General features: G+C 65.6%; 26 protein-coding genes. 14 read left to right on the top strand and 12 right to left on the bottom strand.

Annotated features, from left to right (window positions below; all coding sequences use genetic code 11):
• Window positions 1-3: 3 nt before the first annotated feature.
• A complete protein-coding gene (locus R2770_14895) occupies window positions 4-1080 on the bottom strand; it encodes a hypothetical protein (protein ID MEZ5281746.1) in 1077 nt (358 codons plus the stop codon).
• A 90-nt stretch (window positions 1081-1170) separates the two neighbouring features.
• Here R2770_14895 and R2770_14890 point away from each other — a divergent pair, with 90 nt between their 5' ends.
• The 4 genes from R2770_14890 to R2770_14875 all read left to right on the top strand — a co-directional run bounded on the left by R2770_14890 (window position 1171) and on the right by R2770_14875 (window position 5590).
• The gene (locus R2770_14890) at window positions 1171-2292 is read left to right on the top strand and encodes an MFS transporter (protein MEZ5281745.1); all 1122 of its coding nucleotides are present in this window, start codon (window positions 1171-1173) and stop codon (window positions 2290-2292) included.
• 75 nt (window positions 2293-2367) lie between these two features.
• On the top strand, window positions 2368-3762 hold the full coding sequence (locus R2770_14885) for a DUF222 domain-containing protein (GenBank protein ID MEZ5281744.1): 1395 nt from the start codon (window positions 2368-2370) through the stop codon (window positions 3760-3762).
• A 65-nt stretch (window positions 3763-3827) separates the two neighbouring features.
• Window positions 3828-4796: an ATP-binding cassette domain-containing protein gene (locus R2770_14880; protein MEZ5281743.1), complete on the top strand. Its 969-nt coding sequence runs from the start codon at window positions 3828-3830 to the stop codon at window positions 4794-4796.
• Window positions 4796-5590 (top strand): ABC transporter permease, encoded by a 795-nt coding sequence (locus R2770_14875; protein ID MEZ5281742.1) that lies wholly within the window; start codon window positions 4796-4798, stop codon window positions 5588-5590. The genes R2770_14880 and R2770_14875 overlap by 1 nt, the downstream gene beginning before the upstream one ends.
• A gap of 40 nt (window positions 5591-5630) precedes the next feature.
• On the opposite strand, the gene R2770_14870 is transcribed toward R2770_14875, so the two are convergent.
• Window positions 5631-7043, bottom strand: a complete 1413-nt coding sequence (locus R2770_14870) for a DUF3179 domain-containing (seleno)protein (GenBank protein MEZ5281741.1) — start codon at window positions 7041-7043, stop codon at window positions 5631-5633.
• A gap of 164 nt (window positions 7044-7207) precedes the next feature.
• Here R2770_14870 and R2770_14865 point away from each other — a divergent pair, with 164 nt between their 5' ends.
• The 3 genes from R2770_14865 (at window position 7208) to R2770_14855 (ending at window position 9692) form a co-directional block, all read left to right on the top strand.
• The gene (locus R2770_14865) at window positions 7208-8107 is read left to right on the top strand and encodes an SDR family oxidoreductase (GenBank protein MEZ5281740.1); all 900 of its coding nucleotides are present in this window, start codon (window positions 7208-7210) and stop codon (window positions 8105-8107) included.
• Window positions 8108-8191: 84 nt separating this feature from the next.
• A complete protein-coding gene (locus R2770_14860) occupies window positions 8192-8839 on the top strand; it encodes a hypothetical protein (protein MEZ5281739.1) in 648 nt (215 codons plus the stop codon).
• Between the two features lie 58 nt (window positions 8840-8897).
• Window positions 8898-9692 carry a thioesterase family protein gene (locus R2770_14855; protein ID MEZ5281738.1) on the top strand — a complete coding sequence of 265 codons (795 nt, stop codon included), beginning with the start codon at window positions 8898-8900 and terminating at the stop codon, window positions 9690-9692.
• Between the two features lie 28 nt (window positions 9693-9720).
• On the opposite strand, the gene R2770_14850 is transcribed toward R2770_14855, so the two are convergent.
• The gene (locus R2770_14850; protein ID MEZ5281737.1) at window positions 9721-10230 is read right to left on the bottom strand and encodes a DUF3237 domain-containing protein; all 510 of its coding nucleotides are present in this window, start codon (window positions 10228-10230) and stop codon (window positions 9721-9723) included.
• A gap of 37 nt (window positions 10231-10267) precedes the next feature.
• Between R2770_14850 and R2770_14845 the strand changes: the two genes are divergently transcribed.
• From R2770_14845 to R2770_14835, 3 genes are read left to right on the top strand one after another with little or no spacing between them, the layout of a single operon-like run.
• Window positions 10268-11125, top strand: a complete 858-nt coding sequence (locus R2770_14845) for a MerR family transcriptional regulator (protein ID MEZ5281736.1) — start codon at window positions 10268-10270, stop codon at window positions 11123-11125.
• Window positions 11126-11160: 35 nt separating this feature from the next.
• Complete coding sequence (locus R2770_14840) at window positions 11161-11529, top strand: VOC family protein (GenBank protein MEZ5281735.1); 369 nt, start codon at window positions 11161-11163, stop codon at window positions 11527-11529.
• A 41-nt stretch (window positions 11530-11570) separates the two neighbouring features.
• A complete protein-coding gene (locus R2770_14835; protein MEZ5281734.1) occupies window positions 11571-12143 on the top strand; it encodes a hypothetical protein in 573 nt (190 codons plus the stop codon).
• Window positions 12144-12157: 14 nt separating this feature from the next.
• On the opposite strand, the gene R2770_14830 is transcribed toward R2770_14835, so the two are convergent.
• The gene (locus R2770_14830) at window positions 12158-12823 is read right to left on the bottom strand and encodes a nitroreductase family protein (GenBank protein MEZ5281733.1); all 666 of its coding nucleotides are present in this window, start codon (window positions 12821-12823) and stop codon (window positions 12158-12160) included.
• A gap of 99 nt (window positions 12824-12922) precedes the next feature.
• Between R2770_14830 and R2770_14825 the strand changes: the two genes are divergently transcribed.
• Together R2770_14825 and R2770_14820 are read left to right on the top strand one after the other, a co-directional pair.
• Window positions 12923-14227 (top strand): alkyl sulfatase dimerization domain-containing protein, encoded by a 1305-nt coding sequence (locus tag R2770_14825; GenBank protein ID MEZ5281732.1) that lies wholly within the window; start codon window positions 12923-12925, stop codon window positions 14225-14227.
• Window positions 14228-14346: 119 nt separating this feature from the next.
• On the top strand, window positions 14347-14985 hold the full coding sequence (locus R2770_14820) for a nitroreductase family protein (GenBank protein MEZ5281731.1): 639 nt from the start codon (window positions 14347-14349) through the stop codon (window positions 14983-14985).
• Window positions 14986-15008: 23 nt separating this feature from the next.
• On the opposite strand, the gene R2770_14815 is transcribed toward R2770_14820, so the two are convergent.
• The 3 genes from R2770_14815 to R2770_14805 are packed head-to-tail and all read right to left on the bottom strand — an operon-like array spanning window position 15009 to window position 18074.
• Entirely contained in the window at window positions 15009-15227 is a 219-nt protein-coding gene (locus R2770_14815) for a hypothetical protein (protein ID MEZ5281730.1), read from the bottom strand.
• A 6-nt stretch (window positions 15228-15233) separates the two neighbouring features.
• A complete protein-coding gene (gene merB, locus R2770_14810; GenBank protein ID MEZ5281729.1) occupies window positions 15234-15695 on the bottom strand; it encodes an organomercurial lyase in 462 nt (153 codons plus the stop codon).
• 54 nt (window positions 15696-15749) lie between these two features.
• Complete coding sequence (locus R2770_14805) at window positions 15750-18074, bottom strand: arylsulfatase (GenBank protein ID MEZ5281728.1); 2325 nt, start codon at window positions 18072-18074, stop codon at window positions 15750-15752.
• Window positions 18075-18210: 136 nt separating this feature from the next.
• Here R2770_14805 and R2770_14800 point away from each other — a divergent pair, with 136 nt between their 5' ends.
• A complete protein-coding gene (locus R2770_14800; GenBank protein ID MEZ5281727.1) occupies window positions 18211-18789 on the top strand; it encodes a hypothetical protein in 579 nt (192 codons plus the stop codon).
• A gap of 65 nt (window positions 18790-18854) precedes the next feature.
• Window positions 18855-20405: a DUF6605 domain-containing protein gene (locus R2770_14795; protein ID MEZ5281726.1), complete on the top strand. Its 1551-nt coding sequence runs from the start codon at window positions 18855-18857 to the stop codon at window positions 20403-20405.
• Window positions 20406-20422: 17 nt separating this feature from the next.
• Here the strand turns inward: R2770_14795 and R2770_14790 are convergent, their stop codons facing one another.
• The 5 genes from R2770_14790 to R2770_14770 form a co-directional block, all read right to left on the bottom strand.
• Window positions 20423-20971 (bottom strand): hypothetical protein, encoded by a 549-nt coding sequence (locus tag R2770_14790; protein ID MEZ5281725.1) that lies wholly within the window; start codon window positions 20969-20971, stop codon window positions 20423-20425.
• Between the two features lie 34 nt (window positions 20972-21005).
• The gene (locus R2770_14785; GenBank protein MEZ5281724.1) at window positions 21006-21983 is read right to left on the bottom strand and encodes a hypothetical protein; all 978 of its coding nucleotides are present in this window, start codon (window positions 21981-21983) and stop codon (window positions 21006-21008) included.
• Window positions 21984-22041: 58 nt separating this feature from the next.
• Window positions 22042-22701 carry an endonuclease NucS gene (nucS, locus tag R2770_14780; GenBank protein ID MEZ5281723.1) on the bottom strand — a complete coding sequence of 220 codons (660 nt, stop codon included), beginning with the start codon at window positions 22699-22701 and terminating at the stop codon, window positions 22042-22044.
• 67 nt (window positions 22702-22768) lie between these two features.
• The gene (locus R2770_14775; GenBank protein MEZ5281722.1) at window positions 22769-23182 is read right to left on the bottom strand and encodes a pyridoxamine 5'-phosphate oxidase family protein; all 414 of its coding nucleotides are present in this window, start codon (window positions 23180-23182) and stop codon (window positions 22769-22771) included.
• Between the two features lie 8 nt (window positions 23183-23190).
• Window positions 23191-24777: an AarF/UbiB family protein gene (locus R2770_14770; protein ID MEZ5281721.1), complete on the bottom strand. Its 1587-nt coding sequence runs from the start codon at window positions 24775-24777 to the stop codon at window positions 23191-23193.
• Window positions 24778-24796: the final 19 nt, after the last annotated feature.

The following is a 24796-nucleotide window of genomic DNA, read 5'->3' as shown; positions in this document are numbered from 1 at the left end:
CGGTCAAGGGCCGAGGTGGTCGAAGTCCATCTCGTGGCGCTCGCCGAACCCGCCTCCGGTGGGGCCCAGCTCGTGGAATGCGACCAGGGTTCCGTCTACAGCAGCCGCGTCGAAACACAGGAAACCACCGCTGAGCTGCGAGTCGAGCTGAGTCGGATATGCGGTTATCGCGCCGGGGCATGCAACGGGCTCGAAGACCGCTCCCTCGAGCTCGACGCTCCAGAGCACCCTGCGGACCACGCCGGTCGGATCCTCGCGGATCACCGGTACGGCGATCAGCCCGCCCGGGTCGGCCGTTCTTTGCTCGTCCGACAGCGCCTCGACCGGAATGGTGCTGACGCGGCCCGCGCCCATCCCCGTCCAGGAAGACAAGGTGGGGATGTCGAGGCTGTCCGACCCCGTCTCGTAAGGCGTGGAGAAGAAGCCCCCGCCCCGCTCCTGGGTGGTGATCACGTCGATTCCCCACGCCTTGGAGAACAAGATGGCCCACACGCCGATTGCGGCGATGGCCAGGGCTGGCACGAGCGCGACGAACTCGACCGGCCGGAATGGTCCCCAGTCCCAACGGCCTGAGCGGCGTCTCCATTCGTATCCACCAACCAGGGCCAAGCAGACGAGTAGTCCGCCACCGGCGAACAGAGCGAACTCTGAATCGGAGATGTGCCACGAGCCGTCGCCCTCCAACCCCACGACTCTGCCCGTGATGGTCGAGGTTTCGACCTCTACCACTCCCTCGCCGGCCATCGACTCGTAGACCCCTTCGCCGACGGCGATCCAAGTCGAGCCATCCTGACGTTCACCGATGACGCTGAAGGTCGGATACGTGGTCTCCCTGCAACCTGCAGTTGTGCCGGTTCCAGGCCCTGAGCAGCGGCGGATCGTGTACGAGTCCTCGTGCCGTTCGAGCACAGCGCCCGCATCGGTCTCGGAGGGGCCATAGGCCTCGATGACGCCGACCGTCAGGAGCAGAGCGAAGAACCCGAGCACGGTCGAAATACCGAACAGGTATGCCACTCGTGCCCACCGGTTGTCGTGCCCGGGGACATCGGGAACGGCGTTTGCCTGCGTGTCGTCGACCACGTCTGCGCACACTAGAAACGCACCATTAACCGGCCCCACGGCTTGCGGGCACGTCGGTCAATCCGGCTTCAAGGGTCGTAGGATCCGCCGGTGCTCGCCAGAATCCGCCGCCCGGTTCCCCTGTATTGGGCGACCTTCCTGTTCATGGGCGTCTCGTTGGGCGCAACCGGGCCGGCCCTGACCGACCTGCGCGATCGCACCGGAAGCGACATCGGGGCCATCGGCATCCTGTTCGTTGGGCAGTCGGCCGGGTACATCGTCGGTTCGTTCGCCGGCGGCCAGCTCTATGACCGATTCCGGGGTCATCGGGTCTACGCCGGCTCGCTTGCGCTCGTATCGGCCGGCCTGATTGCGGTGCCAGTTCTGTCCTCGCTGTTGGGGCTGTTCGCAGCGTTTCTGCTGGTTGGCGTCGGTTCGGCCGTATGCGGCGTCGGCGCCAACACCTTGTTGATGTGGGAGCTGGGTAACCAGAGCAGCCGTGCGATGAACGTCATGCACCTGTGCTTCGGCATCGGCGCCCTCAGCGCACCGCTGTTCGTCGACGTCGGATTGGCGCTGGCGATGTGGCTTGCTGCTGGTGCGTGCCTCGCACTCGCCGCAGCGAGCCTGGTGATCCCCGCGCCGGTGGTTCGCCCATCGACCGGCGAGCAGTCGACCGAACAGCCTCGACTTCTGCTGGCTCTGTTGGCTTCCTTCTTCTTCGTGTACGTAGGCCTCGAGCTGGGTTTCGCCGGCTGGATTCACACCTACGCGGAAGAGATCGAACTCGGCGACACCGCCGCAACCTGGCTGACGACCACCTTCTGGATCGGGTTCACCGTCGGTCGCGCCGGATCTGCGGCACTTGCCCCCTACGTGCGGCCCAAATACGTCATGGCCGGGGCGTGCTGTGGAACCATCGCCGCGTCCGCTGCATTGACCATCGGAAACGGTGCCGCAGTAGTCATATGGGCATCTACGGCCTTGTTCGGCCTGTCGGCCGCGCCCCAGTTCCCAACGATGATGGCGTATCTCGAGCGCCGCATCCGGGTGACCGGACAAGCCACGTCCTGGTTCATCGGAGCGTCAGGATTCGGCGGATTGATCTTCCCGTGGCTGGTCGGACAGTGGTTTGCAGCGACCGGGCCCACCGCACTTCCGTGGGCCACGACCATCCTCGCCGGGGTGACAGGGGCCGCCTTCATCGTGTCGAACCGCGCCCTGGGTGGGTGAGCGGTTGGTCGAGTCCGTCAGAGGTTTTCCGGCTTTTGAGTTGTTTATCGAACATATGTTCGATACAGTCTGATCATGTCCTCGAAAGTACTGACACAAGTACGCAGCGGATCGCCACGTGCGATTTCTCGCGTGTCGGTCGATGTGTTCGCTGCGGACGATCTGATCGCCATGCAGGTGGTCGAGGTCGAGGCGATTCTGCGTGGCGTGCGGCGGGCGTTGGCTCGTCTCGGCGGCTACGAGGCCGAAGTGGTCGATGCCTTGGAGGTGCTGAAGCGCCGCGCCAGGCCCGCGCCGCCTCCGCCCGACCCCAGTCCCGAACCGCCACCCGACAAGGGTCAGGCTGCTGGGCCTGAACCTGAGCCCGAAGCACAGCCAGAGCCGGGGCCCGATCCTGGTGCCCAGCCCGATCCGGCAGTGGGTCCCAAGCCGTCGAGTCGCAGGCACGAGCAGATCCGCAAGCGGGCATCACGTATACGCGACTTCCCGCGTGCGGGGCAGGCACTCAAATCGGGGCGAATCAACATCGAGCAGTTCGACGAGCTGACGCGTTCGGGATTGGGCGTCGATGCGATAGACGCCTTGTTGCCCGAGGTCATCGCGTCCGAGTCTGCCGACGCGACCCGCCAGCTCGTCTTGGACGCCAAACGCAAGGCCGATCGCACCGACCCCAGGGTCAGATTGCTGCGCCAACAACACCTTCGCCGTTTTGCCCATGGCGTAGACGACGACGGGAACTTCTGGTTCAACCTCGTTGTCGACCCGCTGGTCGGTGAGGCGATCCTTCGGCTGTTCCACAAGGCCGAGCGGGCCCAGTGGCACAGCACAGACAAACTGAAACGACAAGACGGGCGAACGCCCGCCAACCGTGCGGCCGACGCTTTCGCGGGGCTCATCCTCAACGGCTCTCAGAACGACAAGCGACACCGCAAGGGTGATCTGCCCGACCACGGCGCCCACCTGGTGATCGACGTGCCCAACCTGATGAAGCTCCGATTGGGCGACCATCACGCCACGGCCCACACGATCAGCGGGTCACCGGTGCCCGCGGTCGAGTGGCAGAAACTCGTCGATGCCAGGGCCGAGATCTTCGCCTGGGTCTTGTCCTGTGACGGGATCGAGATGAACCTCGCCCGCAGCAGCCGACATGCCACCGAGGTCCAGAAGTTCGCGATGGCCATCCGCGATGGTGGCTGCGTCGGCCACGGATGCGATCGCGGCGCCGCCGCATGCGACGGGCATCACCTCATCGAGTGGGAACACTTCGGGCCAACCGACATCGCCTCCATGGCGCTCCAATGCCCAACGCATCACGCCAAGACCCACAAGGCCGGGGCCAAACTGACGCCCGGATCAGAACCCGGCCACTGGAAACTCATCCAACACCACACCGGCAAGACCATCGACGAGTGGGCCAACACTCTCCCGCCCTGGCGATCGAACCAACCGTTCGACGCAAACCTGAACTGAGCCATTGAACCCCACCGCCGAAAAGGCCGAGCGCCCGCACCCCTCACCAAGGCAGACTGCCGCCCATGAGTAACGACCTGGCCATCTCGGTCGAGGACCTTCAGAAATCATTCGGCGACACCCATGCCCTGAACGGGGTTGGGTTCGAGGTTCCGCGCGGCGCCATCTACGGGCTGTTGGGACCAAACGGTGCGGGCAAGACGACCACCGTCAGGATCCTCACCACGCTCCTCAACGCAGACGGCGGTTCCGCCACCATCGACGGCATCGACGTCATGGCCGACCCGCACGGCGTACGTCGTCGCATCGGCCTCACGGGCCAGTACGCGGCTGTCGAGGAACGTCTGACGGCCCGCGAGAACATGGAGTTCGTTGCCCGCCTGTTTCATATGCCTCGAAACGAGGTGAAGCAGCGATCCGTCGAGTTGCTCGAGCGCTTCGACCTCGCCGACGCCGCCGACCGAGTGGTCAAGGGTTACTCGGGCGGCATGCGTCGCCGACTCGACATAGCCATGAGCCTCATCGCCAGGCCGTCCGTGCTGTTCCTGGACGAGCCGACGACGGGACTCGATCCACGCAGCCGGCTCGCCATGTGGGACCTCATCGAAGAGCTCGAAGCCGACGGCACCACCGTCTTGCTCACCACCCAATACCTCGACGAAGCCGACCGGCTCGCCGAACGAATCATCGTCATCGATCACGGCACGGTCATAGCCAACGGAACCGCAGACCAGCTCAAAGATCAGATCGGCGGCGACCGGCTGACGGTGTCCATCGCCCGGGCCCAGAATCGCGACACGGCCCTGGCCACGCTGAGCCCTCTGTGCACAGGAAGGGTCGAGGTCGCCGCAGATGGCCTGTCGTTCTCGGCACCCATAAAGGCCGGCGACCGCGTGGTGCCCGGTGTAATTCGAGCCCTCGACGATGCGGGCATCGATGTGCTCGATGTCGAGGTCAGACGTCCGACCCTCGACGACGTGTTCCTGAGCCTCACCGGCCGACGCGCAGAGGGCGACCTCGAGGAGGCAATGTAATGACGGTCGTCGAGATGAGCCCCGTAAGTGCAGTGGTGCACGACTCGTGGGTCGAGGCCGAGCGGCACCTGCGCATCATTCCGCGCAACATCGAGCTGCTGATCTTCGCAACCATCCAGCCGATCATGTTCGTCGTTCTGTTCGTGTACGTCTTCGGCGGGTCGATCGAGGTGCCGGGTTTCGCCAACTACGACCAGTTCCTGATCCCGGGCATCTTCGCCCAGTCGGTGGTATTCGGCTCGGCCTTCACCGGTGTCGGCATCGCCGAAGACCTCAGCAAGGGCCTGGTCGACCGGCTCCGGTCGCTGCCCATGGCGCGCTCGGCAGTGCTGATCGGTCGCACGGTCAGCGACCTGGTGCGCAACTGCATCACGTTCGTCGTGATGCTGGTCGTGTCGTTCTGGCCCATCGGCTTCCGCTTCGAGGGAACACTTCTCGAAGCATTGCTGGCCACGCTGCTGCTGTTGTTCTTCAGCTACTCGCTGAGCTGGGTTCAGGCCCTGTTCGGCCTGTCGGTGGGCAGCGTCGAGGCCGCCAACTCGGCCGGCTTCATCTGGATGTTCCCGATGACGTTCGTGTCGTCGGCATTCGTCGATCCGGCCAGCATGCCCGGCTGGCTACAGCCGATAGCCGACGCCAACCCGTTCACCATCGTCACCAACGCTGCGCGGGCGCTCTACAACGGCAACCCGGTCGGCAACGACGCCATCTACTCGCTGATGTGGTCGGTGGGCATCATCGCTGTGTTCGCCACGCTGGCCATTCGCAAGTTCGAGCGCAGCACGGTCGCCTGAGCCCTGCGCTCGGGGCGGGTCGGGGCGGCGGCAGGCGAGGTCACGGCGCGGGATCGCCGCTCCACAAGAGGGTGTCGGGGTGGAACTGGCTCCATGCGAACCAGAACGCCTGGTGGGCTGCCACCGGCTCGTCGTCGTCCATCGCCGAATAGCCACCCGCGGTCGAGACGATGGCCACCGAGCCCAGGCGGGCCACTTGTGCACCCTCGGGCTGGGTGCTCGCCGCCTCATCGAGAGCCTCGACCGAGAACGCAACCGCAGTGCCGTCATCGAGCACTACTCCAACCACCGCGGCCTGCACAGGCAGACGCGGATCGGCATCGCCGATCGGAAAGATCGGCCCATCGTCGTCGCGGCCTTGCAGAGGATCGTCGGGATAGTCGCGGCCGATGCCACCGTCCTCGGCAACGATGCGGGTGTGGGGGTGAGCAGCTTTCCACTCGCCCCAGGTGGTCACCGTCACCGTGGCCTGGTCCAACACCACACCCGACTGCAGCAACGGGCCACTGACCGCCTCGCCGGTGAAGGTGTCGAAGGCCGACATGGTCAACAGATCGAACATCACCTTGTTGGACCGGCTCAACAGGCCCGAGGTTCGCAAGACGGGCGTGTCCATTCCTGCAGGAACCGAGTCGGTGTAGAACGCCTGTGCCGAGCCGCACAAGGTGCAGTAAGGGATGCCCATGCGACGGTCGCCGATGGTGATGTTGACCATCTCGTGGATCTCCATCACGTTGCGCGGGAACGCCACCGCCTCGTCACCCTGGACCACCCCGAACACGATCGAATCGTCGTCGTAATAGCCACCATCGGCAGCCGCAACCAGCGCCGGGTCGTCCAAAGACGGGATGCAGCCAGGGGCTGGACAAGGCGTCGTGGCGCCCAGGGGACGATCGTCGATGGACACGCCACCCCAAGACAGCCACCGCCAGTCGATGGTGGCATCCGCGTCGTCGAAGAAGGGCGCCCAGCGCGGCTCGACCAGGGTGAACAGCCTGCCCTTCAGGCGCCGGTAATCGGGTGGCGCAGGCGTGTCCCAGGCGATCAGCCGGTTGGTCGTCTCGTTCCAGGCCGTGAATTGGGTGACCTGACCGGCCAAGTCGGTGCCGGTCAACTCGTCGAACTCGCCGACGATGGTGTCGACGATGACCGGGTCGCCCACAAAGCGCAGCAGGTCGCTCAGCAACCATGCGTGCCGAGCGTCGGCGTTGCTCGAGAACTCGGTTACATCGGCCGTGTCGAAGCTGCCGGCGACGACCTCGTCTATCAACCGATCGAAAGCTGCCGTCGCCTCGGTCGCCGCTCGGTCGGGAGTGGAAGGAGGCGCGACCTGCGTTGTGGGTGCCGGGCTGTCGGCAGAGTCGGCATCGGTCGTGGCGTCGTCATCGGCACCAGCGCATGCCGCGCCGATCAGCGCCATGGCAAGAACTGCTGCGATCCGTCCCAGTCTCACCCTTGGGAGGCTAAGAGCCTCGAACCGGCGCCGGGGCTTCGATGTGGACAAGTTCACGAATTGTTCCGCACCGCCAGGCGACCGAGGTGAACCGCAGGGGAGTTGCGTGGCACGCTTGGCGAGTCCCGACGACTGTGCAGCGTCGCTCGGCCCAGGGGGAACAAATGGACGCCTACAAGAGCCACACCTTCGAAGAGCTGGTGGCGTTGCCCACCGTATTTCGAGACGACCTGTTCGAAGGCAAGACGGTGCTGGTCTCGGGCGCCGCTGGAGGCATCGGAATGGCCACGGCGACGTTGTTCGGGCGACTCGGCGCAACCGTTGTGACCTGTGGGCGCAACGCCGACAAGCTCGCCGACGTCGAGGCGAAACTGGCCTCTATCGGCGTCGAGTGCTGGTCGGTGCAGATGACCATCCGCGACCCTCAGCAGGTGTCCGACTTGATGGACGCTGTGTGGGAGCGACAGCGCGGCCTGGACATCCTCGTCAACAACGCCGGCGGCCAGTTCGCAGCCCAGTCGTTGGACATCAGTCCCAAGGGCTGGGCCGCCGTGGTCGAGACCAACCTGTACGGCACGTGGTACATGATGCAGGAGGCAGCCCGCAGGTGGATTGCCGACGACGGGGGACAGCACCGCCCCCTCGGCACTGTGCCCGATCGCTCGGTGGTCAACATGTCGACCCTCACCGGCAGGGGAGCGGTGGGCATTCCCCACACCAACGCCGCCCGGGCCGGACAAATCCAGCTGACCAAGAGCCTGGCGCTCGAATGGGCGCCCCACGGCATTCGCGCCAACGCCATCTCGATCGGCGTGGTCGCCAGCGAAGGGCTGGTGAACTACCCGCCCGAGGCCAAGCCCAGCTTCGACCACAACCCACAGCGCCGGCTGGGAGACGTTCACGACGTCGCCCAGGCCGCCGTTTACCTCAGCGCCCCCAGCGGCGATTTCATCACCGGGTCGGTGATCGAGGTCGCAGGCGGCGAGAACGTGTGGGGCGAGTACTGGCCGCTGGGCAAACCCGACTGGTATCTCATCGACGAGGGTTCGGGGCAGCGCGACTAGCTGAACACGAGCTTCAACAATGAGCGCTGACCTACGCCTGGGTGTACCGTGCCCACCAACTACTACCGGTGGTTGGGGGATCAGATGACCAAGGCGATTCGACTTCTGCTGGTGCTGGGGGTGCTGGCATCCGGCGTGTTCGTGTTCTCGGGCAGTGCTTCGGCGGCCGACGATTGTGCGCCGGGCACCTATTCGGCCGACGGCACGACCGACACCGGATGTATGCCGTGCCCGGCAGGCATGTTCCAGAGCGCGGCCGGCGCCACCGAGTGCACACCGTGCCCGGCAGGCACCTACCAGGATCAGATCGGCCAGGTCTCGTGCAACGACGCGATGCCTGGAAGCTTCGTGGCAGGTGAAGGGGCCGCACTGGCCGAGTTCTGCCAACCGGGAACATTCCAGGATTTGGCCGGCCAAGTCAGCTGCAACAATGCTCCAGCGGGCTATTACGTCGCCGGATTCGGCAGCATCGAAGCCACCGCCTGTGACATAGACACGTTCTCGGACTTCGAAGGCTCAGCTGCCTGCCAGCCGTGCCCGACAGGAACCTCCACCAACGGACAGATCGCCCAGACCGAGTGCACCGTCGTGCCGCCACCTCCCCCAGCCCTTCCCACCAGCAAGGACGACTGCAAGAAGGGTGGCTGGCAGACCTTTGGTGTGTTCAAGAACCAGGGTGATTGCGTCAGCTACGTAGCGACCGGCGGCAAGAACGGGCCTGCCAACAGCTGACCTGGTCGCCCCCACTCGACGTTTGTCGCCGCGACGGACAGGGCGATAGAACCTGAGAGTGCCAGAGCACTACTTCACACAGACCAGCGACGGATTCGAACCACTGCCCGAGGCCAGAGGCCCATGGGCAGCCGACATGTTGCACGGCCGGTTGCTGGGCGGTCTCGCCGCCCACGTGCTGGAACGCGACCACGGGCGGCCGCAATGGAGGGCGGCGCGGCTGACCGTTGACCTGTTTCGCCCAGCCGGGATGGAGCCGGTGCAGGTTCAGACGTCGCTGGTGCGCGAAGGCCGAAAGGTCTTGGTAGCCGACGCGGTGATGACCTGCGGCGGCCACACGGTGGGCCGAACCACCGCTGTGTTCCTGCCCGAGACACAAGAGCCGCCCGGCAACATCTGGCGACCGCAACCCAGCCAGTGGCCCGACCCAGACACTGTGCCGCCACCCGCCGACCGCCAGTCAGGACCCGACGACGAGATGGGTTGGCTGTTTCGCACGGTCGAGGGCGGTTTCTCGACCGGTCAACGCAGCCGGGTGTGGACCAAGGACACCGTCGACCTGGTCGAGGGCGTGCCCATGTCGCCTCTGGTGCGCGCCGCTGTGTCTGGCGACATCGCCTGCCCGCTGTCGAACAGCAGCGACCAGGGCCTGTACTACATCAACGCCGACTACACGATGCTGATCGGGCGCTATCCAGACGGCGACTGGGTCGGCGTCGAAGTCGACACCCAGATCGCTGCCGATGGCATATCGGTCGCCTCTGCGACGCTGGTCGATCGGTTGGGGCCCTTCGCCGCCAGTGGCGGCACGTCTATCGCCCGCCCACCACTGGTGCACGACGAGGCCCAATAGTCGGGGGCCCAACAGTCAGGCCCGGCGGTCAGGCCACTCGATACATCTCGTAGGTGAGAACCGAGGTTTCGCGATCGACGCGACCTATGGCCACGAACTGTTCGCGGTCGAGCCAGTCGTACTTCGGGTCGCCGCACTGGAAAGTAGGGGCCGAAACCGCTCTGCCTGTGGCGAAATCGATACGACCGCCGTACTCGACATAGACGTACACCTCGTCGTCGGTCTGGAGGGTGAAGCGCACATCGAGCGCCCCCCACGTGCCGTCTTCGGCGATGGTCAGCCAGTCGGCCGCCGACTTGCCGACCCGCTGGGCCTTGATGCCGTCGCCCTCCATGGTGATGTCGCCGACCTCGGCGATGTGACGCCGACCGAGCGGGCTAGTGAAGCGGAATGCATCTCCGCCCAGCTGGGCCTTGATGGTGGCCACGTGTTCGAGCTGCGGATCCGGCATCTGAATTCCCCCTGCGGTGTTGGCCGAGTCGACGAACCATACCCATCGCTCGCGGTGCCGGCCCAAACGGCAGCGGGCGATGAGCACTTGACTCTCCCTCCAGGGGAGAGTGCAGGCTTGGCCCATGACACAGATCGACCCCCTTATGCCGATTGGCATGTTCTCGCGAGCCTCGCTCGTGTCGATCAAGGCCCTGCGTTCGTATCACGAGAACGGCCTGTTGGTGCCGGCCTCCATCGACGCGGCAACCGGCTATCGCTCGTACCGGGTGAGCCAGTTGGCCGACGCCCAGATAATCAGACGGCTGCGCGACCTGGACATGCCGCTTCGAGATATCGCGGAGATCATGTCGGCTCGCGACCCGGAGGTCACCCGCAAGATCATCGCCGGCCATCAAGCCGCCATGGTCGAGCGGCTCGAACAGGTGGGGCGAATAGTCGACGAGCTCTACACCGCTGCTGCCGTTCCGACCATCGCCACTCCCGTTCACATCAGACAGCAGCCCGAGGGTCACGCCCTTGCGATAACGGGAGAGGTGATCGAGGGCGACTATGCGACGTTCCTGGGTGACGCCTTCGGGCGACTGTGGGGTGCGCTGATCGCAGAAGGTCTTGCGATGGTGGGGCCCAGCGCGGCGATGTATCCGGCCGAGGTGCGAGGGGATCGCGAGGAGGTCACTGCCTTCCTGCCGATAGGCGAGCCGGTGCAGTTGGGTCGCGCGGCCGTCGGCGCCGGGGTCACCCTGGCGTTGCTGCCCGAGGTGACGGCCGCGGTGATGACGCACGTTGGCAGCTTCGACACCATCGGCGACACCTACCGGCAGTTGGGCGCATGGGTGGCCACCAACGCCACCTCGCTGGAGGCGCCGATCAGAGAGCACTACGTCGTCAGCGTTGACGAGACAACCGGCCAGCTGTTGCCCGAGGACGAGCTGCGCACCGAGATCGTCTGGCCCATCGTGTCCGGCTCGGCCAGCCAGTGACAGACCCCAGCAACTACTCGAGAGGGAGAACCCGAATGACACTACAAACCGCCGCCATCACCTTCGACTGCGCCGATGCCTTGCGGGTAGCGAGGTTCTGGTCTGAGGCGCTGGGCAGGCCCATAGACGAAGGCCAGCCCCCCGCCAGCCAGTTCTTCGCCCGGATCGCGGGAGACCCTCAGACCGGCGCCCCCACGATGATGTTCATCGCCGTGCCCGAGGGCAAGTCGGTGAAGAACCGGGTGCATCTCGATCTCGACGCCGACGACCGCGAGGCCGAGGTACGGCGCCTGATCGAGCTGGGGGCAACGCACATCCACGACAAGGACGAGTGGGGTATCAGCTGGACGACTCTGGCCGACCCCGAGGGCAACGAGTTCTGCGTGGGTCAACACCCCCATTGAGTCGAACGAAACCGGCGGTCGGACCGGCCGACTGGTCGGGCATGGGTCTGTTCTCGAAGAAACAGCGCGAGCCCCTCGAGCATCCCGAGGTTGTGCGCAGCATCGAAGTGCCCGCCGGCGAAGCCGACGTCGTGCGGCAGCTAAACGCATACTCGGGCCTGCACTCGCCCAAACACGCCCACGAGATCGTCGTGAGGGTTGGCGAGCAGATGGGCGTGGTGCATGTCGAGCTGCCCTTGCGGATGCACCCGTGGACCTTTCACAACCTGGCGTTCTGGCTGCTCGACACACCCAACGCCCGCGACGGGCTGGTGCTGAGATCGGCCTCGGATGGCACCAACCCGGCCTATTCGCTGGTTCGTGACCCCGACATGGGCGACTGCATGTGTGGCGTCGACGCCGACGGCACGGGCTGGACAGTCCACGTTCCGGGCAACGAGGTGACCAAGGGCGAGCCGGTGCCTGCCACCGCGGCACCGCCATCGATGTCGATGCCGGCGACCTGGACCGAGGTGACGGTCTTGGTCGAAGACCCTCAACACGACCTGAACCCGCGCAACGAGGCCACGGCCAAATCGCGGTCGGGGCTGATCCCGCGCCACATGTCCTTCTGAGGTGGCGGGGCGACCTAGGGAGCGAACACCGGGCCGTCGAAGCGGTCGACGGTGGTGAAGTCCTCAACGTCGAGGCGGCGCAACTTGGTGAGCTGTTTCACCGGGTGGCCCAGCGGAACCAGCGCCGCGATTGCGTGGTGTGACGGAACGCCGAGCAGCGCCTGAACCTCTGGCTCCTTGCCCGCCAGGTAGGTGGTCAACACACCGCCGAGGCCTTCGTTGCGCGCCGCCAGCAGGATGTTCCAGACGAAGGGGTAGATCGAAGCACCGCTGATGACGCCGACGCGGTCTAGCTCCTTATCGAAGCTGGCGACCACGCTGAGATCGACCGTGACCACCAGCACGACCGGCGCGTCGACCATCTCCTCGAGTCCCGGGAATCTATGCCCTGCGGCCTCGGCCTGGGCGATATCGACCGACGTCGGGTGTATCGAGTTCCAAGGGGCTTCACCCGCCATCGCCTGGGCTACGTAGCGAGATGTCGTGGGCTTCACCAACGGCACGAAGGCTTGGCGGGTCTGTTTGTCCTTGACCACGATGACCCGCCAGCCCTGGCGATTGCCGCCGTTGGGAGCGAACCGTGCAACGTCGAGGATGCGATGAAGCTGCTGGTCGCTGACCGGTTCGTCGGTCCACTCGCGGCACGCGAACGTCGTGCGCATCACATCTTCCAGTTCCATCTTTCCCCCGTGGTGTGCGGCCCTCGGCCGCCAGGCTAGGGCAGCCGGAGCCAACTGGATTAGGTTCGCCCGTATCGCTGGCCTCAGGAGGAACCGCCGATGAGCACGCAGGACACGTCCGCCCAAGATGCGGGCAAGCCCCGCCGCGGGGGTCTCGTCGGCCACTACTTCGACCCGGCCAGCGTGGCCGACGGCGTCTACCTGGTGACCACGCAGGGCAACGGCGTGGTGATCGACACCGAAGGCGGCTTGGTCATCGTCGACGCCGGCCCGGGCGGCGGTGCTACCGACCGCATGATCGGCGACCTGCGATCCATCACCGACCGGCCGGTGCGCGCCATCGTGTACTCGCACGGTCACGTCGGCTACAACGCCGGTGTCGCACAGTGGAGAGCGCACGCCCTCGAGCGCGGCGAGCCCGAACCGGTGACCATCGGCCAACAGCGGGTCAAGCCCAGGCTCGAGCGTTATCGAACCACCGCCGACTTCCAGGTTCTGATGAACCAGTGGCAGTTTCCCCGAGGCAATCGCGAAGGCCTGCGCAAGGCGCTCGACATCGAGACCCCCCAGGTCATGTTCGAAGATGCCTACACTATCGACGATCCGGTGCGTCCGATCGAGGTGCTGGCGGCACCATCGGAGACCGACGATTCGATCGCCGTGTGGCTGCCGACCCAGCGCATTCTGTATGGCGGTCCGGCGGTGATACCCGGGTTCCCCAACATCGGCACGCCACTGCGCACCCAGAGATTCACCCAGCGCTGGATCGACACGCTCGACATGATGATCGCCCTCGAAGCCGAGATCTTGATTCCCGAGTTCGGAGACGCGGTGCGCGGCGCGGACGCTGTGCGCCAGCGCCTGAGCACCACAGCCGACGCCCTTCGCTGGTTGGTCGCAGAGGTCACCGAGCGGCTCAACAAGGGCATGACCGACGTCGAGATCATCCACGACCTGCCCGACCCTGGCCCGGTGTTCGACCATCCGCACCTGGTCGCCAACTATGGCTCGCCGCACTATGTGGTGCGCGACCTGGTGCGCGAGCAGTTCGGTTGGTGGGCGTCACGCAACCCGACCGACCTTCATCCCGCCCACCCCGACCAGGCGGCTGCGGCGGTGTTGGCCGCAGTCGACGCGGCCGCTGTTGTGGCCAAGGCGCGCGCCCATCACGACGCCGGCGAATATCAGCTGGCCCTGCACGTGGTCGACCTGGTCGCGATGGCCCCAGGCGACGACGCCGTGTTGGCCGAGGCCTGGGAACTGAAGGCCGATTGCTGCGATGCGTTGGCCCAACAGACCGAACCGTTCGTGTCTCGCAGCCTCTATCGAAACTCGGCCAAACTGCTGCGCTCGGGCCGCCGCCGGTGGTCCGAGGCGCCCGAAGGCCCAGCGGGCCCCGAGTAGTCAGCCCGGCGGGCCCCGAGTAGTCAGCCCAGCGGGCCCCGAGTAGTCAGCCCGGCGGGCCCCGAGTAGTCAGCCCAGCGGGCCCCGAGTGACAAGATGACGTTCAAAGGGGAGACACCATGACCGAATTCGATCTCAGCCAGACCGATCGCCTGCTCACGACGACCAAGCAGGTGCGCAAGCGCCTGGATCTGACCAGGCCGGTTCCCAACGACGTCCTGCTCGAGTGCATTGAGATTGCGGGTCATGCCCCCGTGGGTGGCAACGCCGAACGCAACCGCTGGATGATCGTGACCGACCCAGATCTGAAGGCGGCGATAGCCGAGTTCTACTCAGCTGTCGGTCGGCCGTATCTGGAAGCAGCAGGTGACCCGGCCAACGAGCGAATGGGTCGCGTGATCGATTCGACCGTCTATCTGATCGATCACCTGGCCGAGGTGCCCGCCCTGGTCATCCCGTTGCGCCTCGATCGTCCAGGACCCACCAACAACGGCTCGGCCGGTTTCTACGGCTCGGTGCTGCCCGGGGTGTGGAGCTTCCAGATGGCTGCCAGGTCGCGCGGGCTGGGCTCTTGCTGGACGACCTTCCACCTGGGTTACGAGCGCGAGATCTCAGAGCTGTTGGGCATTCCCGAGTCGGTCACCCAGGTGGCGCTGCTGCCAGTTGCCTACTACACCGGCGACACCTTTCACCCGGCACCGCGGCGCGACGTGGGCGAGATCACGTTCCTCAACCAGTGGAAGAACCCGGTCAGCTAGTCGGGCCGGCTATCTAGATAGGCCTATTCGCTGCGACGCGGCAGCGCGGCCCGCAGCTGGCCGAACGCAGCCGCACCGTCGGCCGATCTGGTCCACGAGATGTAGTCAGACCTGCCGCGCTGGCGAAAGAACTGATTCGAGAAGATCTCGGCCCAACGGGTGACCGGCATCAGGCTGGCGGACATGGCCTCGTCGAAGCCGGGCCAGCGGCGTGCGTGCTCTTCCGACCGGAAGAGATTCATGTTCGCTCACCTGAACGGCCGGCTGGCCGCATCACCTCCTACTTCAGCCGTTGTGTAGCCGACCGTCTCGGCAGGGTCGACGGTTATGTCGTCGTCGCACATCTCGATCGTGATCGGTTCGCCGCAGCACAGGCAGGGTGCCTCGATGCGAACGGTCTTTCCCGGCACTAGCCATCTGATGGCGGTTGCCTCGAAACCACATTGGGCATACCAGCCCGGCTTGCCGTCGATCGAAACCCGGTATTGGGTCGGTTGCAGGTTGAACGGTGGAAACGACGCCAACAGGTCTGTGCCCGGATGAACCCAGCCGGGCGTGATCGCCACCAACTCGTGGACCAGTTGGCGTGCCGTCTCTAGCTCGATGCCGAGCTCGGCAGCGAGTTCGGTGAAGTGGTGAGCGGTGCCGGTCTCGACGATGCGCGCCATGACGGCTGCGTATCCCCGATCGAGCAGTTCCAGATCGGCCATGATGCCCCCTTGTCACCTGCGAACCTAGCGTCGCGGCGGCGGCTGGGGCCAGTGCTACTGGCGATACATGGCGATGCGGTCTTCGGCGCCGCCGTCGAAACTGATGGGACCGTTGGTGCGCAGCACGGCGCGGTGGAGGCGCCCCGTGAACGTGAACGGCGACTGATACTGCGACCAGACGGGGGTGCCGGCATCGCTGCCCACTTCGAGGCCCTCACCGACCGAATAGATGATGGGGTTGGTGCGCTCGACACTTCCCTGGCCGGCCATGTGGCCGTCTAGCCACAACGTGACCTCGCCGGCGAACGGCTGGGTCTTCTCGAACGACATGATCGCTGTGTGTCGGCCCGGAGGTATCGGTTCGACCGAGCGTACGACGAAGGTGTCGCGGCCCAGGTAGTTGCTGACGTAGACCAGATGACCGTCGGAGACGCACAGCGTGTAGCCGCCTTGCAGGCCCCCGTTCGACATCAGCACACCCTCGACACCGGGGGCGAACTCGAAGTCGACCTCGATGTTGTGCGAGCGGTTGATGATGTTGGGCGACACCGACCTGACCAGGCGGATCGGGCCCGAGAACACGTACTCGTCGCGGCGCTCGACCACCCTGGGGCGAGGCTCGGACGCCCGCTCGAGGGCCCGGTCGTCCAGCGGATAGACGTTGTAGCGAAGCGCGTCTTCGTGCCACAACTGCTGCAGCTCCAGAAGCTTCTCGGGGTGCTGCGTCGCCAGATCGTGGGCTTCGGAGAAGTCTTCTGCCAGGTGATACAGCTCCCAGACATCTTCTTCGAAGCGGCCCTCCCGCACCTCGAGGCCGGGAATGCGAGGCGCCGCCGCCTTGCCAGGGTGCATCGTCACCGCCTTCCATCCGTCGGCCCAGATCGCCCGGTGGGCGAACATCTCGAAATACTGGCGTTGCTTTCGGCTGGGGGCGCCTGCGTCGCCGAACGAGTAGGCCATCGAAACGCCCTCGAGGGGGCGCTGGTCGACCCCGTCGACGGTGTCGGGCAACTGCACGCCGGTCAGCTCGTAGATGGTGCTGGCGATGTCGACTACGTGGTGGAACTGGTCTCGAACCTCGCCCACCTTGCCGATTCCGGCAGGCCACGACACGATGAGAGGGTCGCGGGTGCCGCCCTCGTGGACGAAGCCCTTGTACCACTTCTGGGGGGTCGAACCGGCGTAGGCCCAGCCGTGGGCATAGTGCGGGTAGGTCGTGGGGCCGCCCCAATCGTCGAGTCGTTCGACCATGTCGTCGATCGATTCGGTGCGGCCGTTGAAGTAGGTGATCTCGGATACCAGGCCGTGCTGGCCGCCCTCGGCCGAGGCTCCGTTGTCGCTCATCAACATCACGATGGTGTTGTCGAAGCATCCGTCGTGCTGGAGGAACTCCAACAGCCGCCCGATCTCTCGATCGGTGTGCTCGACGAAGGCCGCGTAGACCTCCATCTGCCGGCAATACACGCGGCGCTCGGTGTCGGAGAGCTCGCTCCAGGCCCGCACGCCCTGGTTGCGCGGTGGCAGGTCGGTTCCCTCAGGCACCACTCCCAAGTCGATCTGGGCGGCGAGCGTCTGTTCGCGGATGACATCCCAGCCGTCGTCGAACACGCCTGCGTACGACTCGATGAGGTCTCGCGGTGCATGGTGCGGAGAGTGCGGGGCGCCCGTGGCGAAATGCAGGAAGAACGGCCTGGTGCTATCGATGGTGCGGTGCTCACCTATCCACCTGATCGCCCGGTCGGCCAGGTCGGCGGTGAGGTGATAACCCGGCGTGGGCGGAGGGTCGACACGGTGGTTGTCTTCCCACAGGTCGGGGTGCCATTGATCGGTCTCACCCGACAAGAAGCCGTAGTAACGGTCGAATCCCTGGCCCAGCGGCCACCGGTCGAAGGGGCCCGTGGGTCCGTTGTGTTCGTCTGGCGTCAGGTGCCACTTGCCCACGCAGTAGGTGGACCAGCCGTTGGCGCCCAACACCTTCGGCAGCATCGCCGAGTCCTTGGGGATGCGGGCGTGATAGCCGGGAAACGCGGTTGCGCGCTCGACGATGGTGCCGAGCCCGACACTGTGGTGGTTTCGGCCGGTCAGCAGAGCGGCCCGGGTCGGCGAGCACAATGCGGTGGTGTGGAAGTTGCGATAGCGCAGACCCCCGGCAGCCAGCCGGTCGATGTTGGGGGTGCGAATGCGGCCGCCGAGGCCGCCGTAACACCCCAGCTGGGCATACCCCAGATCGTCCAGCACGATGAACACGATGTTCGGGGCACCTTCTGGGGCTTGTTCCGGCACTGGCCAGGAGCCGCTGGACCCGTCGAGGCTCTGTGCGGCAACCCCAGGAAAGGGAGATCCATCGGGGTGGGTGTTCAGGTGGGCGTGACTGACCATGGCCAGACCGTATTGGATGGCGTCGGCATGCACCCAAGGCGGCAACCCGATGCCGCGCGGACCTTTGCCCCTTGCCGAGCTGTCGGCGCCGCTGGATCGTGAGAGACAGAGAGCGTGCTTTGGAGGAGGTACTCCGATGATGACGCAAGAGTTGGTGCGCTCGACCAGCGAACGATTGTTGGCCCAGTTGGAGCTGATTGCATCCAGACTCGACAGGCTGGCCGACACGACCATGGGGCTTGCCGCCGATAGTCAGGAGGTCTTCCGCGAGCGCATGTGGTTCATGACGCGCCGCTGTGAAGAACTTTCCGATGCTGTCGAACACGGACATGACGAGGCGCCCGGCACCGCCGGAGCCATCGACGACCTGAGCTCTGCGGTCGACACCCTCGAAGCCGACATAGGTGCGGTGCGCGAGGAAGAGGCCGTCGGCTATCGGGCGGCCGTCGACAGGCAGCTGCGCGCCTGGAAGGCTCGTGTCGAGAGCCTGCGCCTGCAGGAGGCGTTGGCCGGTATGGAGATCCGCGACGAGCTGGGCCCGCTGGGTGATCAGGTGAGCGATCTCAGGCACGCCGTGCTGGTCGATCTGCGCAACGTCGCAGACGACGCCAAGGATGCAGTCGGCGATGTCCGTGGAACGGTCGAGACCCTGTTGTCCGAAGTGCGCAAGGCCGTAGAGGACGCTGCGGCGTCGTTGACCAAACGCGATAGCTGAACGCCAGGCGCACGTCGCGGTGCATGGATGACGAATAGGTGGTTTCGAGGGGCCAGACTGGCCGCATGCAGCGAGAACCCGACGACCAGACGTTCTGGGACGACATCGAAGGCTATTGCGGTCAGCTGAGCTACCGGCCCGGCGAGACGGCCCAGATCCATGTGTCGACCAAGGCCGATACCTACGATGTCGTCGTCGAGCGGTGGGGGGCCAGCAGAGTCGAGGTGAGGCGCCGCGAGGGCGTGTCGGGGCAGTTCCACCAACCGCCGGACGACGCCGATTCGATGGGTTGCCGGTGGCCGGTTGGTGTCGAGGTGCCTGTCGGTTCGGACTGGGCATCGGGTTTCTACCTGGTGACCCTGCGGGCCCACGGCGCTCCCGCGGGCCGCAACGTGGGTCACGCCGGTTTCGTGGTTCGCGCCGAGACCGGGCGCCGTGCCGAAACACTGCTGATACTGGCCACCAACACGTGGAACGCCTACAACACCTGGGGTGGCAGGAGCCTGTACACGGGCGGCAACCAGGTGTCGTTCCGGCGGCCTTTCGGACGCGGCATGTTGTGTAGGCCCCAGGTCGACCGCACAGATCGCAAGGCCCGGCCGGTGCGGTTCCGTGAACAGCCCGATGCCGGTGGGCACATCTTCCAGGAGTATCGAACCAGCAACGGCTACCCGTCGGCCATAGGTTCGGCGGGCTGGTTCACCCACGAACGGCGGTTTGTGGAGTGGGCCGAGTCGGAGGGGTTCGAGTTCGACATGGCGGTGTCGTCCGACCTCGAGACCGTCGCCGACTTGCTCGACGGCTATCGGCTGGTGTTGTCGGTCGGCCACGACGAGTACTGGTCGGCCAAGGGACGCGACGCAATCGATGCCCACATCGCTGCGGGAGGCAACTTCGCGAGCTTCTCCGGCAACACCATGTTCTGGCAGGTCAGGCTGACCGATCAGGCCGATCACATGATCTGCCACAAGTACACGGCTCCTGACACAGACCCCGTCGTCGCCGACGGTGACCCGACCGCCATGAGCGGCATGTGGTGCGACCCGCTGGTTGGCCGCCCCGAGTGGACGACCTTGGGCGCCGGCTCGGCCTATGGCCTGTATCACCGCTTCGGAGACGCCACACCCAGGGGGGTGGGTGGTTTCGAGATCGTCGACCCCGACCACTGGATGTTGACCGGCACCGGCCTGCGCTATGGCGATGTGTTGGGCCGAGACGACGGGGTGGTCGGCTACGAGACACTTGGCTGCCCGCTCCAGTTCGACGAGACCAACCGGCTGGTGGCGCGCGTCGACAGCGGCTGGCCGGCCGAGATCGAGATAGTGGGATTCACCCTGTCATCGAACCTGGCGGTGGGTGAGTATCCGGCATCTGTGGCCGCGCTGAGCGATCAGGGCGACCTCGAGTTCATCTGCCGCAGGCTCGAGGGTGAAGCATCGGAGGAGGCCATGGCCAAGTGGCGCCGCGGCAACGCTGTGATGCTCGCGTGCCGACCCGCCGGACTATCCGGTGGTCAGGTGGCGACCGTGGGATCGACCGATTGGGTGTTCGGTCTGGCCGAAGACGCAATCGTCGCTCGCGTCACGGCCAACATCGTCGACTACCTGGCGACCTAGCCGCCGCCCAGGGCAGGTCAGCCGCGGGGCTGGTCGGCGACCGATATGTCGAACGAGCCGGTCTGGAGATCGAGCGTGAGGACGCTGTCGTATACGTCGCCGTTACTGGGGTCGGTCAGCGCGCAGTCGAGTTCACCCGAGTCTGGGACGATGGTCGGGCCATCGCCGCAGTCGTAGTTCTCGGCGGGCAGGTCGGCTCCCACCTGTTCACCGAGAAGCCGTGCGGCGTCGGCCTCCAGCAACGACAGGTTGTCTGGTGAAACGACATTGGTGCTGACCAGATTCACCATCTCTTCGGCCTCGTCGATGGTGGCTTCGAAGTGGACGACGCGACCGTCGGCGGCCAGGCCTTGGCACTCGAACACCGCGCCGTCTTCGGGGTCTTCCAGTTCGGGGCACTCGCCGGTCAGCTCGACTCCGATCTGGTCTGACAGCTCGCCTTCGATCAGCTCGACAGCGACGTCTTCTGGGCTCTTGCCCCCGATCGAGAAGTCGACAGAGCCAGAGCAGGCGGCTCCGGCCGATGCGAGAAGGGCGACGATAGGAAGGATTTGTCGGGTCTTCATTGGTCGAGAATCCTAGTTTCGGCTTTGTTGATGGTCATGGGTTCGGTTGGTTGGCGATGTCTGCGCTGAAGTTGCCGGTCGCCAGATCGATGGCGACCACGACGGCGAATTCGTCTGCGGTGGCCGGGTCTGTGTAGGTGCATTCGACGTCACCTTGGTCGGGGACGATCACCGATTCGGCGCAGGCGAAGTCGTCGGCGGTGTCGCCGTCTCGCAGACCGGCGAGTGCCTCCTCGATCACTGCTCCGGCGATGATGTTCCTGGGATCAGCGGTTACGTCGTCGGCTGCGACGTTCACGTCGAATCGCACCACCTCACCGGTATCGGTGGTGCCGGTGCAGTCGATCACGCTGCCCGGCTCGATGCGCTGTGAGGGGTCGATCCCCGGGCATTCGGCGGCGAGCCTCGCGCCGAGCAACTCGGCCCAGTCGCCCTCGATCAGGGCTATTGCCGCCTCGACAGGCGACGCAGCGAGTTCGGCCTCGCGGGGGTCGGGTCGATAGCTGGGTTCGAAGCTGTCGGCTCTGAAATCGAGGGTCAAGACGACGTCGATCACATCACCTGTTGCAGGATCGGTCACCGCGCACACGAACTCGTTGTTGGGCGGAAGCATCACGGTGGCGTCGATACTGCAGTCGACCGGAGACTCCGCGGCCGAGATCGCCAGGTCGCGAACGACTGCAGAACCTGCGGCCTCTTGCAGAGTCTCGGCGGTTCCTGGTGTGACGAAGTTGAGCGGGTAGACCTCGATGACGCCGTCCTCGGCCCTCACCGCGTAGAACCGGAAGTCCTCGCCCGCGTCGTCGGTAGCCGAACAGTCGAATGTCTCGCCTACCGCTATCTCGCCGGGGTCATCGCAAGTGGCTTCAAGTGAGGCACCAATTTCGTCGGACCACTTCTCGTCGATGGTCGCCTCGGCTATCTCGGCCGGCGTCTGGGAACCACCGATGCTCACCGAACAAGAGCCGAGCGTTGCGAGCAACGCCATGGCGATGGCCGTCTTGTAGAGCATGGGTGGCAACCTACTGCGGGCGCGTTAATGGCCCATTAACGGCACGGCGCAGCGATGCTCAGAACAGGCGCAGGTGATCAGACTCGATGCCCCTGAGGGCGTCGTAGTCGAGGGTCACACAAACGATGCCCCTGGACTCGGCCAGCACCCTGGCTTGGGGCTTGATCTCCTGAGCGGCGAACACACCACGCACCGGCTTGAGTGTGCCGTCGCGGTCGAGGCGTTCCAGATACCTGGTCAGCTGCTCGACCCCATCTATCTCGCCCCGGCGTTTGACCTCGACCGCTACCGCGGCGCCAGCGTCGTCGCGGCACAACAGGTCGACCGGGCCGATGTCGGTGGGGTACTCGCGGCGCACCAGCTTCCAGCCGGCGCCCAGCACCTCTACATCGCGGGCCAACAGTTCTTGAAGGTGGGCTTCGACGCCGTCCTTTTGAAGGCCGGGGTCGACTCCGAGTTCGTGCTGCGAATCTGCGAGAACCTCGTGGATGGTGATGCGCAGCGTCTCGCCCTTGGGGCTGGTGACCGTCCAGCCCTCGTCGTCGGTGACCAGGCGGTTAGGGGCGTTCATCCAGTTGAGCGGCTTGTAGGCGCCGCCGTCGGCGTGCACGGCGACACACCCGTCGGCTTTCACCATCAGCAGGCGTACCGCCTCGGGCAGGTGGGCCTGAAGGCGACCGTCGTAGTCGACCGTGCAGCGGGCAATGACCAGGCGCATTCGTTCGAAACTAGCGGACCGCGTTCCCGGTGCCAGGCACCCGCGCCCGGCACCCGAAACGTCGGAATCAGTCGGGCGTGTAGTCGGTGCTGAACCAGCGCTCGGGGCGCATCGAATAGATGGTGCCGCCGCCGGCGTTGGCATCGGCGTACTGACGCCCCATCTCGGTGCCCAGGTAACGCGTAGCCATGGCCAGGGTGTCGTCGTAGGTGCCCTCGCGCTCTGACACGACTGGACCCTCGGCCATCACGTACTTGTACGGCAGTGCCTCTTGCTGGGCACATATCGAGAACCGGCCCGCCGCCGCGATGGCGCGGCCCTTGCGGCTCGATGCCGACATGATCACCGCCACCTCGCCACCCGGCTCATAGGAGTACCAAACGGGCACGGCCAAGGGCCCCCTGTCGCCGCTGGGGTCGTCGATTGCGATGACCCCCACGTGCATCTCGGCAAGAAACGCCTGGCGTTCGGTTTCGTTCATCGGCCCCATCAGCGGCCCCCCATTCTCTTGATGATGATTTCGCGTCGGGCCCGTAGCTCGGCCCACGTCATTGATTCGACCTCGGACTCGACGCCCATGGACGCCTTGACCCCGGTCATGTCGATCATGTTCGGGTCGACGGCGATGCCGCTGTCGACCGCCAGCTTGGCGCCGTGACGCATGGCGAAGTGCATGGCGATCGACTGGATCTCGGCGATCAGGTCGATGTCGGGGGCCAGCCGTCCGATCATCGAAGACAGGAAGATCATGTTCTTGGTGAACAACATGAGCTCCTTGGGCAGTCGCGCACCATAACCCAGCAGGGCCTTGACCACCCGCTGCACCTCGTGAAGCAGTTCCTCCTGCGACAGCTTGGTGGGGTCGACGGGCGGCTTGTCGAGACCCAGGTCGGCGATGACCGCATCGATGTCGGTGTCTGGGGGCAGGGCTCCGAGGTCGCGCATTGCCTCCATCTGCACCCTCGGATCGTTCGACGTGGCGCCCATCATCAGCCGCAGGAATGCCCGGCGCTTGAACTCGTTCATCCGGCCCGTGATGCCGTAGTCGAGCAGGGCGACCTTGCCGTCGGGCTGGACGAATAGGTTGCCGCCGTGGAAGTCGCCGTGAAACACGCCGTACAAGGTGGCGCTCTCGAGGAAGGCGATCATCACGTTGCGCACGACCTCGTGGGTGTCGACGCCGGCGTCGGTGATGCCGGCGACGTCGTCGAAGGCAAAGCCCTGGACCTTTTCCATCACCAGCATGCGGGGACTGACCAGCTCTGGATGAGGACGCGGCACCACCCAATCGGTCTGGTCGAGCTGGCGAAGCGTTGACGCGATGTCCAGCAGGTTCTGGGCCTCGAGGCGGAAGTCGAGCTCTTCGGTGATGGTCTCTGCGAACAGCTCGACCAGGGCGGGCGGGTTGGCCAGTGCCGACACAGGGATGCGCCCGATGAGGAACGGGGCCAGCCAGGCCAGGGTGCGCAGGTCTTTGCCCACCAGTTCGCCCACCGTGCTGCGCTGGACCTTAACCACGACCTCTTCGCCGGTTCGCAGGCGGGCCTCGTGAACCTGGGCGATCGACGCCGCGGCCAAGGCGGTGGGTGAGATCCAGTCGAACACGTGCTCGGGAGGCCGGCCGAGCTCGCGTTCGAGTGTTGCCCTGACCACGTCGAATGGCTCGGGCTTGACCTGGTCGCGGCACTTCTTCAGCTCCTCGACCAGTTCGTCGGGGAACACGCCTTCGCCGGCCGAGATGATCTGGGCCAGCTTTATGTAGGTGGGGCCGAGGTGTTCGGCCGAGACACGCAGGCGGTGGCTGAGGTCGGTGCGCGACGCTGAACCGCCCTGGCGCCGGGCGCCCATTCGCCACCGCAGGATGGCCCAACCGAAACGTCCGCCGGTCTCGATGAGGCGCCCCAGCGGCGGAAACTTGCGGGCCTGCACCAGCTTGGGGACCGTCAGGCGGGTGCGCTCACGCACCTCGTCGAGCCCCTGGCGCCACGGCATCTGCTGGGGGTCGACCAACCACGGCGGGGACGAACTGAACGTTCCGAAGGACAGATCGGCGGGGGAGTCCGAAGTGATTGTCACCCTTGCCAGTCTCGCAGCA

The sequence above is a fragment of the Acidimicrobiales bacterium genome (genome assembly GCA_041394185.1).
Lineage (GTDB): Bacteria > Actinomycetota > Acidimicrobiia > Acidimicrobiales > Poriferisodalaceae > JAAETH01.
Note: the sequence above shows the minus strand (reverse complement) of the source record. Positions and strands in the feature narration are given on the sequence as shown.

What these genes read in the sequence shown, in the direction of transcription:
- R2770_14885 (MEZ5281744.1), top strand. Translation starts at nt 2,368, where the DNA reads ATGTCCTCGAAAGTACTGACACAAGTACGCAGCGGATCGCCACGTGCG.
- R2770_14880 (MEZ5281743.1), top strand. Translation starts at nt 3,828, where the DNA reads ATGAGTAACGACCTGGCCATCTCGGTCGAGGACCTTCAGAAATCATTC.
- R2770_14875 (MEZ5281742.1), top strand. Translation starts at nt 4,796, where the DNA reads ATGACGGTCGTCGAGATGAGCCCCGTAAGTGCAGTGGTGCACGACTCG.
- R2770_14865 (MEZ5281740.1), top strand. Translation starts at nt 7,208, where the DNA reads ATGGACGCCTACAAGAGCCACACCTTCGAAGAGCTGGTGGCGTTGCCC.
- R2770_14860 (MEZ5281739.1), top strand. Translation starts at nt 8,192, where the DNA reads ATGACCAAGGCGATTCGACTTCTGCTGGTGCTGGGGGTGCTGGCATCC.
- R2770_14845 (MEZ5281736.1), top strand. Translation starts at nt 10,268, where the DNA reads ATGACACAGATCGACCCCCTTATGCCGATTGGCATGTTCTCGCGAGCC.
- R2770_14840 (MEZ5281735.1), top strand. Translation starts at nt 11,161, where the DNA reads ATGACACTACAAACCGCCGCCATCACCTTCGACTGCGCCGATGCCTTG.
- R2770_14835 (MEZ5281734.1), top strand. Translation starts at nt 11,571, where the DNA reads ATGGGTCTGTTCTCGAAGAAACAGCGCGAGCCCCTCGAGCATCCCGAG.
- R2770_14830 (MEZ5281733.1), bottom strand. Translation starts at nt 12,823, where the DNA reads ATGGAACTGGAAGATGTGATGCGCACGACGTTCGCGTGCCGCGAGTGG.
- R2770_14825 (MEZ5281732.1), top strand. Translation starts at nt 12,923, where the DNA reads ATGAGCACGCAGGACACGTCCGCCCAAGATGCGGGCAAGCCCCGCCGC.
- R2770_14820 (MEZ5281731.1), top strand. Translation starts at nt 14,347, where the DNA reads ATGACCGAATTCGATCTCAGCCAGACCGATCGCCTGCTCACGACGACC.
- R2770_14815 (MEZ5281730.1), bottom strand. Translation starts at nt 15,227, where the DNA reads ATGAATCTCTTCCGGTCGGAAGAGCACGCACGCCGCTGGCCCGGCTTC.
- merB (MEZ5281729.1), bottom strand. Translation starts at nt 15,695, where the DNA reads ATGGCCGATCTGGAACTGCTCGATCGGGGATACGCAGCCGTCATGGCG.
- R2770_14805 (MEZ5281728.1), bottom strand. Translation starts at nt 18,074, where the DNA reads ATGGTCAGTCACGCCCACCTGAACACCCACCCCGATGGATCTCCCTTT.
- R2770_14800 (MEZ5281727.1), top strand. Translation starts at nt 18,211, where the DNA reads ATGATGACGCAAGAGTTGGTGCGCTCGACCAGCGAACGATTGTTGGCC.
- R2770_14795 (MEZ5281726.1), top strand. Translation starts at nt 18,855, where the DNA reads ATGCAGCGAGAACCCGACGACCAGACGTTCTGGGACGACATCGAAGGC.
- R2770_14790 (MEZ5281725.1), bottom strand. Translation starts at nt 20,971, where the DNA reads ATGAAGACCCGACAAATCCTTCCTATCGTCGCCCTTCTCGCATCGGCC.
- R2770_14785 (MEZ5281724.1), bottom strand. Translation starts at nt 21,983, where the DNA reads ATGCTCTACAAGACGGCCATCGCCATGGCGTTGCTCGCAACGCTCGGC.
- nucS (MEZ5281723.1), bottom strand. Translation starts at nt 22,701, where the DNA reads ATGCGCCTGGTCATTGCCCGCTGCACGGTCGACTACGACGGTCGCCTT.
- R2770_14775 (MEZ5281722.1), bottom strand. Translation starts at nt 23,182, where the DNA reads ATGAACGAAACCGAACGCCAGGCGTTTCTTGCCGAGATGCACGTGGGG.